This window comes from Nitrospina watsonii (assembly GCF_946900835.1).
Classification (GTDB): Bacteria; Nitrospinota; Nitrospinia; order Nitrospinales; family Nitrospinaceae; genus Nitrospina; species Nitrospina watsonii.
In genome coordinates this window covers 2,156,816-2,169,756 of sequence record NZ_OX336137.1, presented here as the reverse complement: position 1 = coordinate 2,169,756, position 12,941 = coordinate 2,156,816, and the positions used below count along the sequence as shown (strand labels likewise).

11 protein-coding genes are annotated in these 12,941 nt (G+C 56.9%); 8 read left to right on the top strand and 3 right to left on the bottom strand.

The window, feature by feature from the left end; translation table 11 throughout:
• Positions 1 to 25: 25 nt before the first annotated feature.
• Positions 26 to 547 carry a hypothetical protein gene (locus QML71_RS10030; RefSeq protein WP_282011785.1) on the bottom strand — a complete coding sequence of 174 codons (522 nt, stop codon included), beginning with the start codon at positions 545 to 547 and terminating at the stop codon, positions 26 to 28.
• Between the two features lie 39 nt (positions 548 to 586).
• Here QML71_RS10030 and QML71_RS10025 point away from each other — a divergent pair, with 39 nt between their 5' ends.
• The 7 genes from QML71_RS10025 to QML71_RS09995 all read left to right on the top strand — a co-directional run bounded on the left by QML71_RS10025 (position 587) and on the right by QML71_RS09995 (position 7,703).
• Positions 587 to 1,009: a response regulator transcription factor gene (locus tag QML71_RS10025; protein WP_282011784.1), complete on the top strand. Its 423-nt coding sequence runs from the start codon at positions 587 to 589 to the stop codon at positions 1,007 to 1,009.
• 2 nt (positions 1,010 to 1,011) lie between these two features.
• On the top strand, positions 1,012 to 2,145 hold the full coding sequence (locus QML71_RS10020; RefSeq protein WP_282011783.1) for a helix-turn-helix transcriptional regulator: 1,134 nt from the start codon (positions 1,012 to 1,014) through the stop codon (positions 2,143 to 2,145).
• Positions 2,146 to 2,147: 2 nt separating this feature from the next.
• Entirely contained in the window at positions 2,148 to 3,299 is a 1,152-nt protein-coding gene (locus QML71_RS10015) for a helix-turn-helix transcriptional regulator (RefSeq protein WP_282011782.1), read from the top strand.
• A gap of 3 nt (positions 3,300 to 3,302) precedes the next feature.
• On the top strand, positions 3,303 to 4,454 hold the full coding sequence (locus QML71_RS10010; protein WP_282011781.1) for a helix-turn-helix domain-containing protein: 1,152 nt from the start codon (positions 3,303 to 3,305) through the stop codon (positions 4,452 to 4,454).
• Between the two features lie 2 nt (positions 4,455 to 4,456).
• Positions 4,457 to 5,593 carry a helix-turn-helix domain-containing protein gene (locus tag QML71_RS10005; protein WP_282011780.1) on the top strand — a complete coding sequence of 379 codons (1,137 nt, stop codon included), beginning with the start codon at positions 4,457 to 4,459 and terminating at the stop codon, positions 5,591 to 5,593.
• A gap of 224 nt (positions 5,594 to 5,817) precedes the next feature.
• The gene (locus QML71_RS10000) at positions 5,818 to 6,240 is read left to right on the top strand and encodes a response regulator (RefSeq protein ID WP_282011779.1); all 423 of its coding nucleotides are present in this window, start codon (positions 5,818 to 5,820) and stop codon (positions 6,238 to 6,240) included.
• A 356-nt stretch (positions 6,241 to 6,596) separates the two neighbouring features.
• Complete coding sequence (locus tag QML71_RS09995; RefSeq protein ID WP_282011778.1) at positions 6,597 to 7,703, top strand: Tll0287-like domain-containing protein; 1,107 nt, start codon at positions 6,597 to 6,599, stop codon at positions 7,701 to 7,703.
• 274 nt (positions 7,704 to 7,977) lie between these two features.
• Here the strand turns inward: QML71_RS09995 and recG are convergent, their stop codons facing one another.
• Entirely contained in the window at positions 7,978 to 10,113 is a 2,136-nt protein-coding gene (recG, locus tag QML71_RS09990; RefSeq protein ID WP_282011777.1) for an ATP-dependent DNA helicase RecG, read from the bottom strand.
• Positions 10,114 to 10,297: 184 nt separating this feature from the next.
• Between recG and QML71_RS09985 the strand changes: the two genes are divergently transcribed.
• Positions 10,298 to 12,538 carry a RelA/SpoT family protein gene (locus QML71_RS09985; protein WP_282011776.1) on the top strand — a complete coding sequence of 747 codons (2,241 nt, stop codon included), beginning with the start codon at positions 10,298 to 10,300 and terminating at the stop codon, positions 12,536 to 12,538.
• On the opposite strand, the gene rpmB is transcribed toward QML71_RS09985, so the two are convergent.
• Complete coding sequence (gene rpmB / locus QML71_RS09980; protein ID WP_282011775.1) at positions 12,535 to 12,765, bottom strand: 50S ribosomal protein L28; 231 nt, start codon at positions 12,763 to 12,765, stop codon at positions 12,535 to 12,537. The two genes, QML71_RS09985 and rpmB, sit on opposite strands and share 4 nt — an antisense overlap.
• Positions 12,766 to 12,941: the final 176 nt, after the last annotated feature.

Below are 12,941 nucleotides of genomic sequence, written 5' to 3'. Positions count from 1 at the left end.
CGATGACATCAATTTGTTGAACATTTCATTCATCGGCGGCGAGGCTATTCCCGGTAGAAATCTCGACAGCATCATGATTCCTGAAGAGTACTTTCAAATAATCGAAAAAATAAGAGAGTATATTGTTTCCATTCCTCAACTCTTCGCCCGCACCACCCGCCAGGTCATTGCTCATGACGTGGACATCCCCCGCGAAACCCTGCAGACGGAACTTGAAAATTTTTTCAGGGATCACCCCGAATACGCGCCTTCGGACATATACCCCATAAACGCGGGCTATCGGACCTCCCTCGCGGCTATCGACCGTGCGGAAAATCTGGCCATGGGATTCAATCGCTATGGCCAGAACGATAAGATCTGGACAAGCCGCGAAATCCGCCTCATGGAACTCCTCCGGCCCAGTTTTTTTAGCACCACAATGCGTATTGCCGTCCAAGAGCAACTGCAAACCCACAAAGCCCTGATCGCGACCTTGGGAGAAAGCGGCACCCCGTTTGCGCTGGTGCAACGGGACGGCAGAGTGCTGTTCCATAATGATGCTCTTCATTCCGTGATTCCCGTCCAACCCGGAAACCTGCTTCCGAAAATGTTATGGGATCTGTTCGAGCAACAGTTGGATTTGCTGAATCCCGATCATCCGCCGGAAACCAGCGCACCGCCGATGGCATTTTATCAGGATGGTGGCAGGGTCTACCGGCTCAGCATAGTACACCTCCGTCCCGAACAGGATAAAGCCGACCCCGCATGGCTGTTGAGCCTGCATCCGGCGGGCGATCCTTACAGCGTCCTGCGCCACACTCTGCAGACCGCGGAGCTGACACCGCGCGAGGTGGAAGTCGCCATCCTGGTGTGCGACGGTTTCAGCGATAAAGAAATCACCCAGCGTTTGTTCATCTCCCCCAGCACTCTCAAAAACCACCTCAAGCACATCTACCAGAAGTTGGACGTGCACTCGCGCACGCAACTGGTGGCCTGCCTCCGGCCATCGCCGGAGCCACAGGGAGATTGATCATGGACGACCACACACGCACCTCACTGCCGGAAGAAATTTACTTGGGCGTTCTAGATCTCATCGGACGGCTACAACAGTGCCATACCCGCAGCGAATTCAAGGATTGCATCAAAAATCACATTCTTCCTTTTTTTGATGCGGAGGATAGCACTTATGGCTGGGTAGACGTATCCCTCCTCAAAGATCGAATCACTCCTGCCAGTGCCATAGGTTCTATTTTGATTCCCGATGAGCAACTTCCCATTCTCGAAAAAATAAGCGTGTATCTTACTTCGATTCCCCAAACCTTCACCCAAACTCACCGCCAGGTGATCGCTCATGATGTGGACATTCCCCGCAAAAACCTCCAAATTGAACTGCAAAATTTCTTTAAGAACCATCCCGAATATCAGCCCTCGGACATTTACCGTAACGATGATTATCTGGCCTCACTAGTGGCGATCGACCGAACAGATAATCTTGTTCTGGGGGTTCACCGCTATGCTCCCAACAATAAATATTGGACGCGGCGCGAAATCCGCCTGATGGAGCTGTTGCGCCCCAGTTTATTCAACGCCACCAGGCGGATTGCCATTCAAGAGTTGTTACAAACCTACAAGTCGTTGATTGAAGCTCTGGAGAAGAGCGATGCGCCCTTTGCCTTAGTGCAGGAGAACGGTCGGATACTGTTTGGCAATGCCGCATTTCAGGCCATTGTTCCTATTGAGGCCAGTAACTTGCTTCCTCAAGAGTTGCGTGATTCGCTCGAACAACAAATGGCCCTGCTGAAACCCGACCCGGCACCCATGGCGTTTTATAAAAACCGGGATGCGGTCTACCGGCTTATCGTGACGCGGCTTCATCCAGAAAAAGGCAGTCGGCAACCGATCTGGCTCCTGCGTCTGCACCCGGTAATCGATCCCTGCACCGCAATGCACCGCACCCTGCAAACGTCTGGCCTCACGCCACGCGAGGTGGAGGTGGCCATCCTGGCGGGGGACGGTTTCAGCGATAAAGAAATCACCCAGCGTTTGTTCATCTCGCCCAGCACTCTCAAAAACCACCTCAAGCACATCTACCAAAAGCTGGGCGTGCACTCGCGCACGCAACTGGTGGCGCGCCTCCGGCCATCGCCGGAGCCACAGGGAGATTGATCATGGACGGAAAAACCTACACGTCTCTGCCTGAAACCGATTACCTGAAAATCATCGAGATCATCCACGCCCTGTACCGTTGCCAGGACAGAAATGACATGCGGCAATGTATAAAAAAATATCTCGTTGAGGGGATGGAGGTGGATTACGTGGCCTGGGGCTGGGTGGAGTTGCAATCGGACCTAACAAAAATGAAAGCGACGCAACTTCTCGATTGCGTGGGCCTGCCTGAACATGAATTCGCGGTGGTTCAAAAAATGGTGGGCTATCACTCTCAGTTGGTGGAGTTTGTGCTGAACGACTTCCGCACTGTCACCGCCACCGATGTGGACTACAGCCGGTCCCTGCTTCCCCCACAGGTGGACGCTTTTTTTGCAGACCATCCCGAGTTCGACCGGGAGAAGATGCAAACCGGAAAACTGGTGACGGCTATGTGCTTTTTCGACCGGCCCAGCCTGGATGTCGGTTTCGGTTTGAACCGGGTGTTTCCCAACACCAGGGCGTTCACCCTGCGGGATGTGCGCATGTTGGAACTCCTGCAACCGGCGCTGGTGGCCACCATCAAACGCCTCGCACTGCAGGAACAGTTGAAAACGCACCAAGCCCTGACCGCCACGCTGGCGGAAAGCGGTCTGTCCCTGGCGTTGACCCAGCAGGATGGCCGCCTGCTGTTTCGCAATGAGCGATTCCAACAGATCGTGCCGGTGGAGCCCATGAGTCGTTTGCCGGAACCCCTGATTGCCTTGCTGCAGAAACAGGCCGCGCGCATCCACCCCGAACACCCGTCCGCCACCGCCGCGCCCGGCATCGAAACCTTTGAGCACGGCGGCGAGGTGTACCGGTTCGAAGCCACACCGCTTCATCCCGAAAACGACAGGGACGACCCGGCATGGCTGGTGCAACTGCACCCGGCGGCCGACCCCTGCACCGCCCTGCACCACCTCCTGCAACGATCCGGCCTGACCGCGCGCGAGGTGGAGGTGGCCATCCTGGCGGGCGACGGGCTGGCAGACGGCGACATCGCGCAGCGCCTGTTCATCTCCCCCGTCACGCTCAAAAACCACCTCAAGCACATCTACCAGAAGCTGGACGTGCATTCGCGAACGCAACTGGTGGCGCGCCTCCGGCCGCCCGACGCTGAACAGGAGCTCTAGACCATGAACGACACAACGCCTCCATCGCTTCCAGAAAAGGATTATCTTAAAATTTTCGACATCATTGGGAAGCTGCACCAATGCCGAGTGAAGCAGGACCTGCGTCTGGTCATGCAGAATGAAATCATGCCCTTTTTTCATGTTCAGATCGGAGGGTATGCCTGGACGGACCTGAATTTGTGGAAAGGCATGGTGAAACCCGCGCAGGCCATCGATGTGATCGGCCTCGACCCCAGCCAATGGCCCTGGGCGAATAAATTGCATACCTATTTAAGATCTTTGTTGGACATTTCTCATAACGCGAACCGTCCGGTGGTTGCCCACGATGTCGATGTGCCGAGGGAAGTATTGCAGAAGGAACTAAAACGATTTGTCGAAGACCATCCTGAATTCAACCCCAGTGATTTCGTGGGGTTTGACACCTATAAAGCCACCATGTGTGCATTTGATCGTGAGAACCAGATTGGCAGCGGGTTTCACCGGCTTGCTCCCAATGATGCATTCTGGACACCCCGGGAAGTTCGCCTCATGGAGCTTCTGTGGCCCGGTTTTTCCAATACCATCAAGCGGGTGGCGATTCAGGATAAACTACAGACATACAAGGCGCTGATCACCGCGCTGGAGGAAAGCGCGACACCCCTGGCGCTTTTGCGCGAGGACGCGCGGGTGATCTTCCGCAACGCTGAATTTCAGGCTGTAATTCCAGTGGACGCTGGAAAATTCCTTCCAAAAACGTTGCGGGAGCTGGTTGAACAGAAAATCACTTTACAAGTCCCTGATCGGCTTTCGGATTCTTCCATTCCTCCCATGACGTTTTATCAGCATAAGGACACAGCATACCGGCTCAACCTGACGCAACTGCATCCCAAAGAAGACAACTCGGAATCGGTCTGGTTGTTGCGCCTTCAGACATCCAACGATTCCTACACCGCTCTGCACCGCAAACTTCAAGAAGCCAGCCTCACTCCGCGCGAGGTGGAGGTGGCCATTCTGGCGGGCGACGGGCTGGAAGACGGCGACATCGCGCAGCGTTTGTTCATCTCGCCCAGCACTCTCAAAAACCACCTCAAGCACATCTACCAGAAGCTGGACGTGCATTCGCGAACGCAACTGGTGGCGCGCCTCCGGTCTTCGCCGGAAGCCGCAGGAGGTTGATCATGGATGACCGAACGGTTCCGTACCTGCCCGAAAAGGATTATCAGGCCATCATCGATTTGATCGGATGTTTCCATCAATGCGTGACCATCGAGGATCTGAACGCGGTGCTGGAATCCCGTCTGCTTCCGCTGGTGAACGTGGAAATGCTTGGATTCGCCTGGACCAACCGCGATTTTTCCCATTCCCCGCGTCCGGTACGCGGCCTCATTCACGGCGTGGGCATGGGGGACCATCCTCTCGACAAACAATGCCTGGTGAATGTCGGCAGTTACCACAAGACCCTGATCCATGTGGTCGGCAGTACCCACCGGATCACCACCGCCGTGGATGTGGACTACCCGCGCGAGGATTTCAAAAAGGAAATCGCCGAATTCGTCCGGGACCATCCAGAATACAAAGACACCCAGTATGCGCGCGCCAACGCATCCATGGCGCTGATCGACCGGCCGGACCTGGAAATCGGTTTGGGCCTGTGCCGGATCGCGCCCAACGAAGCGCTTTTCACTTTGCGCGAAGTCCGCATCATGGAGTTGTTGCACCCCAGCCTCCTGCGCACGGCCAAAACCATTGCCCTGAACACCTCGATCAAAACCTACCGCGCCTTGATCGAGGTGCTTTCGTCTGCGGAGGGCTGTTGCGCGTTGGTGCTGGAAAGCGGACGGGTGCTGTTCAACAATGCGGCCTTTTCCGCCGTGGTGCCGGTGAAAACAAAAGAGCTTCTGCCGGACGCCCTGCGTTGCGTTGTGGAACAGCAAATCTCCGGACGAACCCCCGGCGCGCCGCCGGAGTCCTCCACGCCGCCGATGACGTTTTACTCGCAGGCGGGCAACGACTACAGGGTGTCGCTGACGGACCTGCACCCGGAGGACGGCGGCGAAGACCGGGCGTGGCTGTTGCGCCTGCACCCGGCGGTCGATCCCTACACCGCAATACACCTCAGCCTGCAACAAGCGGGCCTCACGCCGCGCGAGGTGGAGGTGGCCATCCTGGTGGGCGACGGGCTGGCAGACGGCGACATCGCGCAGCGCCGGTTCATCTCCCCCAGCACGCTCAAAAACCACCTCAAGCACATCTACCAGAAGCTGGACGTGCATTCGCGGGTCCAGCTCATCGCCCGGCTGAAGCCACCCCAGTAGCCGACGCATGACGACCACGTCCTTTCCGTAATCCCGCTTCCCAACGCGGCCATCTCCCTGTAGCTGATTTGTGTCATTCCTTTTAATCAGACGAATTTGACTGATTCAGGTCATTTACTCTTTTTCGTGAAAATTATATTTTAGGCACTGAACTTCAACCTCACCGAACTTTTAAGTCTGTTGAAGGGGCTATTTCTTTAACGCTTCATTGAAGGGGGATGCATATGTCTATCATGGATAATTGCTCGGGAACTCACGGAAGAATTCTAGTTATCGAAGACGATGCGGACATTCAAGAGATGATCAAGCTCCAGTTGGAGCAGGCGGGGTATCGTGTCATCGAGGCCGGTAACGGAGAGGAGGGCATTGCCCTGATGAAACAAGGTTCGAACCTGCTGCAGGTCGGATTGATCCTCACCGACATACGCATGCCCAAAATCAACGGCATCGAAGCCATCGACTACATCCATGCCAATGCGCCTTCGATTCCGATCGTGGTGATCACCGGTTATCCGGATACGGACCTGGCGGTCAATCTGTTGCAGAAAGGCGTTAAGGATTTCCTCGTGAAGCCGGTGCAGAAGGAAACCTTGTTGAAGAAAGTGTCAGCCATTCTGTCTTCAGAACAGGAGTTCAAGTATGTATGAAGGCCTTGCGGAAAGGCAGAAACCTGAGATCCATCAGCAGTGCCTTCCATGCAATCTCAACGAAACAATGGGGTCAATGACCCGGGGCGTGCCAGCCCCGGGCGTTGGCCTGAATATGAATACAAACCTGGGAACATCATTGATATGGGCTCTTATCTCATAAAGAAAACGGAACCGGCGGACAGGCATCGCTCTCCGCCAAAACGTGAAGCTCAGAAATGTCTTGAAAGTGAGGAAGGGGCTCGGAACAATCCAGTGCAATAAGGTTTCCAGGTGCTGTATGGTTTGAAACAAGGAGGTGTCCCATGTGTACCGGGGTTAGACTTCTTTCTCTTTCCTGCCTGCTCGCCCTGTTGTTGATCATCCCCCTGCCTGAAAGCTCGGCGGAATTTTCTGAATCCTCAGTCGGAATCTCCCCGGATAAAGCCGCTCATTACATTCATGCCGTGATCAAAGCGAACCGCACCATCTATTCCCAATATCTGGTCGATCGTCTCAATGAAGCCGTTGGCCTGAATGCCACGGAAAATTGGGAACAAGACAAAACACTTCCTCTGCCGGTTCAATTTTTGTTGATGTCCGCGGAACAGGTGCGTTCTCAGGAGGTAGGCCTGGATTACAAATTGATGAGCCTTTGGCCGATCAATGAGAACAACGGGCCCGCCACGGAAATCGAACGAGACGGCCTTTTGAGCGTTATGGGGAACCCGGATGAACCGTTCAATTGGATTGTTAAGGAGGGTAAGCGGGTTCTGTTCAACGCCATTTATTCTGACAGGGCGGTGGCCAAGCGGTGCGTGAGTTGCCACAATGCGCACGCAAAAAGTCCCAATAAAAATTTCAAGGTGGGTGATGTGATGGGGGGCATTCTGGTCCAGTTCCCGGTCGCCCGCGTAGCCGGTCCGGACGACGCGGAAGCGCGCTACCAGGTGTTGCCCGAGGTGTTGGCGGATTACATTCACGCCATTCTGGAAGCGGACCGGACCATTTATACAAAGCATGTTGTTCAACGCCTGGAAACGGAAAAGGTGAGTTACGCATCCGAAAACTGGTGGGAGAACAACTGTCTCCTTCTGCCTGCTCAATTTTTGCTGAATGCGTCGGACCTGGTGCAGAGCCTGCGCCTGGGATTCGATTACCGGCTTATCAGCCTTTGGCCTGTCAACCCTCACAATGGAGCCGCCAACGAGTTTGAACGCTATGGGCTGGAATCGGTGGCTGAATCTCCACGAAAGCCCTACAGTGGGACCACCTGGGTGGGTCGCCGCCCCTACTTCCAAGCCGTTTATCCGGATCAGGCCATCGCCTCCACCTGTGTGAGTTGCCATAACGCGCATCCTCGCAGCCCCAAACACAATTTCAAACTTAACGAAGTGATGGGTGGGATCGTGGTTAGCATTCCTTTGGGACAGGAGGTGGACCTTCTCGCCTTACCCGGCTTGGACAAGAACTCCGACGACTGATAAGGAGGGCCTTCGGGGTGAGGGGCGCAGACAAAAAAACTTTGCCGCAAAGCAACAGGAACCCATTTTAATTTCTGATTCGATTTTGCTCGATCCGATCAGGAAACTGCCACATGTTAAGACATGGAGACGGAAAGGGAGAGAACACCAGTCCGTCTTTAAGGAAATAACATGGGGCATAAAGGCCTTACACCTGATGGGGGTGTAAGGCCTTTTCCTTTTGCAGGACCTTGGGCGAGGGCCCCTGATGGCCGCGATGAGGTCTGCGTTGCTGTTACAGGATATTCAGCAGGTCCAGCCGGTCACCCAGGGTGCGGTGCAGGGTGTCGCGCAGCGGCTGGTGATTCGGTTCTTTCAGCCAGGGGTCGCGGTCGATCAGGGCGAAGGCTTCCTTGCGCGTGCTGACGATGAGTTTGAGGTCGCGCACCAGATCGGCGAAACGCAGGGTCGGCATGCCCGCCTGGCGCGTGCCCAGAAAATCGCCGGGGCCGCGGATTTTCAAATCCTGTTCGGCGATGACGAAACCGTCGCCCGATTTCAGCATGGCTTCGATGCGTGCTGCGGCATCGTCCGACAACGGCGGGTAGGCGATGAGCAGGCATTGCGAGGCGTGGGCACCGCGCCCGACGCGTCCCCGCAACTGGTGCAGTTGCGCGAGGCCGAAGCGCTCGGCGTGTTCGATCAGCATGAGCGTGGCGTTGGGCACATCGATGCCGACCTCGATCACCGTGGTGGCGACAAGGATGTCCACGCCGCCTCGATTGAATTCGGTCATGATGGCCTGCCGCTCTTCTTTTTTCAGCTTGCCGTGAATGAGGCGGATGGTCAGATCCGGGAAGCGGGCGACGAGATCGGTGTGCACTTCCTGCGCGGTTTTGAGGTCGAGGGTTTCCGATTCCTCGATCAACGGGCACACGACATAGGCCTGGCGGCCGCGCTGGATTTCTTCATAAACCATTTGGTAGGCGGCGTCGCGTTTTTTGGCGTCGTAGCTGTGCGTGGCGATGGGTTGGCGGCCCGGCGGCATCTCGTCCAGGATCGACACATCCATGTCGCCGTACAAGGTGAGCGCCAGCGAACGCGGGATCGGCGTGGCGGTCATGATGAGCACGTGCGGGGACAGGCCTTTCTTGCCGATGGCCTCGCGTTGCAGCACGCCGAAGCGGTGTTGCTCGTCGATCACCACCAGCCCGAGGTCCTGGAAGCCGACGTCTTTCTGGATGAGGGCGTGGGTGCCGACGGCGATCTGCGTCTCTCCGTCGCGGATGCGTTGCTGCACCGCTTTTTTCTCCGCCGAGGGCAGGGCGCTGGTGATGAGGTCCAGTTTCACGCCGAGGTGTTCGCAATAGGGGAGCAGGTTCAGGTAATGCTGTTCGGCGAGCAGTTCCGTCGGCGCCATCATCGCCCCCTGCAAGTTGTTGTCCACGGCGGTGAGCAGTGTGGTCAGCGCCACCAGCGTCTTGCCGCTGCCGACATCGCCGTGCAAAAGCCGGTGCATGGGCCGCGCCTGTTCGAGGTCGTCCATGATCTCGCCCAGCACCCGTTTCTGCGCGCCGGTGTATTCGAATTGCAGCAGTTTGACGAAGCGGCGGATCAGGTCACCCCGCGTCTTCAGGGTGCGACCGGGTTGCTCCCGGTAGGCGTGTTTGCGTTTGAAGGCAAGGCCCACCTGGATGAGGAACAGTTCTTCAAAAATGAGGCGTAGTTGTTGCGGCGTGCGGAACTTGTGCAGCAGGTCGGCGGAGCTGCCCGGCGGCGGGAAGTGCGCGTCCTGATAGGCGTTCACACGTGGCACAAGATCGTTGCGCTGCATGACATCGGCGGGCAAAAATTCTTCGAGCAGCGGCGCGTACAGATCGACCAGGTGTTTCATGATGGTGCGCAGCGATTTCTGATGCAGACCTTCGGTGGCCGGGTACACCGGCACGATGCGCCCCATCTCCAGCGTCGCCGGGGCGTCGGCCTCTGTGAACTCGACGTCGGGATGGATGATCTCCAGTCCCGCGCCGAGGTAGGTGTTGGGACGCGGCTTGCCCGACACGATGCAGTGGCGGCCGAGGGCGAAGCGTTCCTTCATATAGGATTCCTTGAACTGGAACCATTTGCCGCGCAGCGTTCCGGTGTCGTCTTCGAAAATCACCTCGAACACCTTGCGCCGCCGCCCGAGACGCAGGGTGCCCGCATTGAGCACGGTGGCGCGGAAGGTGACGTACTCGTCGTCCGTCACCTTGCCGATGGGCTGCACGCGGCTGCGGTCCTCGAAACGGTGCGGCAACAGCGCCAGCCCCTCTTCGACGGTGGAGAGGCCCAGCTTTTCCAGGAGCAGGGCCCGTTTGGGCCCGACCCCCTTGACGTATTGCAGGGAGTCGGCCAACGAAGGTTTCGGGGTGGCGGGTTTCTGGGATGTCATGATGCGTTTTAAGGTGTGGAGTTCAGACGGAATCGTTCACTCAGGCTCGTATCCTACAATAAGGAAGCGGAACTTATTAAATGATAATTGACTGCAATCCGGGCTGGAAGTATCTTAAATAAGTGTAAAGGCAGTTGTTTTAAGCTCTTTTCAGGGCCGCTCGGCGGGGCTGCCGCCATCCGATATGCGTAAACTCAGCGAAATCACAGAATCCGTTCTGGCCTACCATCCTTCGGCCAACGTGGACATCATCCTGGATGCGTACCTGTATTCGGCCAAGGCCCACCGCGGGCAAAGCCGCCGTTCGGGCGAAGCCTACCTGTCTCACCCCGTGGAGGTGGCCTACAACCTGACGCGGTTGAAGATGGACGAACGCACCGTCGCCGCCGGACTCCTGCACGACACCATCGAAGACACCCTCGCCACCAACGACGAAATCCGCGAACTGTTCGGCGACGAAATCTACGGACTGGTGGACGGGGTGACCAAGATCGGCGAGATCGAATTCTCCAGCCGCGAGGAAAAGCAGGCTGAAAATTACCGCAAGATGATCCTGGCGATGGCCCGGGACATCCGCGTCGTCATGATCAAGCTCGCCGACCGCGCTCACAACCTGCGGACGCTGGGTTCGCTGGACCCTTCGCGCCAGCAGCGCATCGCCCGCGAAACGCTGGACATTTACGCGGCGCTGGCCAACCGGCTGGGCATCGGTTGGTTGAAGGCGGAGTTGGAAGACGGGTCCTTCAAATACCTGCACCCGGATGAGTACGAGGCCATCGTCAACCGCATGCACCAGGGCCAGGGCGAGCGCGACGATCTGGTGAAAAGCGTGTACACCCTGCTGGAAAAGGAATTGAAGGCGGTGGAATTGACGGGCACGGTGACCGGCCGGTCCAAACATTATTACAGCATCTACAAAAAGATGGTGAACCAGCAGATCGATCTGGAGGACGTGTACGATCTCATCGGCGTGCGCGTGATTTGTGAAAGCGTGAAGGACTGTTACGCGATCCTCGGTCTGGTGCATTCGTTGTGGCGGCCGATCCCCGGCAAGTTCAAGGACTACATCGCCATGCCCAAGCCGAACATGTACCAGTCGCTGCACACCACGGTCAACGGTCCCAACGGACAGCGGGTGGAGGTGCAGATCCGCACGCGCGACATGCACCGGGTCGCGGAAGAGGGCATCGCCGCGCACTGGCAGTACAAGGACGGCGGCGGCCTTTCCAAAAACGCGGACGATCACCTGAGCTGGGTGCGGCGGTTGCTCGAAGACCAGCAGGAAATCAAAAACCCGAAGGACTTTTTGAGCGCCTTCAAGGTGGATCTGTTTTTTCAGGAAGTGTACGTGTTCACGCCGGAGGGGGACGTCATCGCCGTGCCGCGCGGGGCCACGCCGGTGGATTTCGCCTACCAGGTGCACACCGACATCGGCAACCATTGCCTGGGCGCGAAGGTGAACGGCAAGATGGTGCCGCTGCGTTACAAATTGAAGAACGGCGACCGGGTGGAGATTCTCACCTCGCAGCAACGCCACCCCAGCCGCGACTGGCTGTCCTTTGTCAAAACGTCGAAGGCGCGCAACAAGATTTCCAATTTCATCAACAGTCGCGAACGCCAGCAGAGCCTGGAATTGGGCCGCGAAATTCTGGAGGCGGAAATCCGCAAATATGGCGTTCTGCCCGCGGATTTATTGAAAGGAAAAATGATCGATGAGGCCGCCCATGCCTGCGGCTACAACTCGCTCGACAGCCTGTTCACCGCCATCGGTTTCGGCAAACTGCCGGCTCACCAGGTGGTGGAAAAACTGTTGCCCAAGGAAACGCTGGAGGATTACCGCAAGAAATCCACGGCCATCAAGGTGGCGCGCAAACCGGAGGCGAAGGAACGGGAAGTCGGCATCAAGGTCAAAAATTTCGGCGACCAGATGATGATGCGCATCGGCAAATGCTGCAACCCGGTGCCGGGGGACCCGATCACCGGTTACATCACGCGCGGGCGCGGCATCTCCGTGCACCATACCGAGTGCCCGAGCGTGGAGGCGTTGACCAATGAGACCGAACGCATGATCGAGGTGGAATGGGATACGGTGCACCGGACGCCGTTTCAAACGCCGCTGGCCATCGTCGGTGAAGATGAGCCGGGCCTGTTGGCAACGATCAGCAGCCTGCTGGCATCATTCGACGTCAACATCACCCGCGCCAACGTGCAGCAGGCATCGCTCAAACGGGCGCACTTCGAACTCGACGTCGAAATCTTCGACTTGAGCCACCTCAAGAAAGTTCTGGAGGCGTTGCGCCAGACGAAGGGCGTGATTCACGCCGAACGCGTCAAGGAATTCAAGAAAAAGGGTCCGGATAAAAAACGCAAGGTGGGGGAAATCGGGAAAGGGAAATCGACGGACGGGTCGGTGCCGGTCAATTAGCCCGAAGCTTTCGCCGTCTGTGCCGTTCTCGGGGTGACCGGAACTTTCACCACTTTCCCGGCCTTCAGGCAACGGGTGCACACCTTCATCGTCTTGACTGCGCCTTTGTACACCACGCGCAGCTTCTTCAGGTTGGGGATCCACCGGCGCCGGGTCTTGTTGTTGGCGTGGCTGACGTTATTGCCGACCAGCGGCCCCTTGTCACAAATTTCGCATCGCTTTGACATCAAACTCTCCTGCCATCAAACCGTTAAAATGAAAAAGGAAGCCTATCACACCCTGCAAGGGACGGCAAGAGGAAGATCATGAAAAAAAGCGGCCTGTTGCATTTTTAAGGGGAAGCGGGGTCTGAATAAAAAAAGCCCGGCGGGCGAGGCCGGGCCAACGATGACGGTGTTCAGAC

Bases quoted from the DNA above. Each gene is read 5' to 3' on its own strand.
- rpmB (WP_282011775.1), bottom strand. From the start codon at position 12,765: ATGTCAAAGCGATGCGAAATTTGTGACAAGGGGCCGCTGGTCGGCAAT.
- QML71_RS10025 (WP_282011784.1), top strand. From the start codon at position 587: ATGTTATGGGATCTGTTCGAGCAACAGTTGGATTTGCTGAATCCCGAT.
- QML71_RS10005 (WP_282011780.1), top strand. From the start codon at position 4,457: ATGGATGACCGAACGGTTCCGTACCTGCCCGAAAAGGATTATCAGGCC.
- QML71_RS10015 (WP_282011782.1), top strand. From the start codon at position 2,148: ATGGACGGAAAAACCTACACGTCTCTGCCTGAAACCGATTACCTGAAA.
- recG (WP_282011777.1), bottom strand. From the start codon at position 10,113: ATGACATCCCAGAAACCCGCCACCCCGAAACCTTCGTTGGCCGACTCC.
- QML71_RS10030 (WP_282011785.1), bottom strand. From the start codon at position 547: ATGAAGAGCATCATTATGGAACAGCACTCTGCCGTCCCGTTGCACCAG.
- QML71_RS09985 (WP_282011776.1), top strand. From the start codon at position 10,298: ATGCGTAAACTCAGCGAAATCACAGAATCCGTTCTGGCCTACCATCCT.
- QML71_RS10020 (WP_282011783.1), top strand. From the start codon at position 1,012: ATGGACGACCACACACGCACCTCACTGCCGGAAGAAATTTACTTGGGC.
- QML71_RS10010 (WP_282011781.1), top strand. From the start codon at position 3,303: ATGAACGACACAACGCCTCCATCGCTTCCAGAAAAGGATTATCTTAAA.
- QML71_RS10000 (WP_282011779.1), top strand. From the start codon at position 5,818: ATGTCTATCATGGATAATTGCTCGGGAACTCACGGAAGAATTCTAGTT.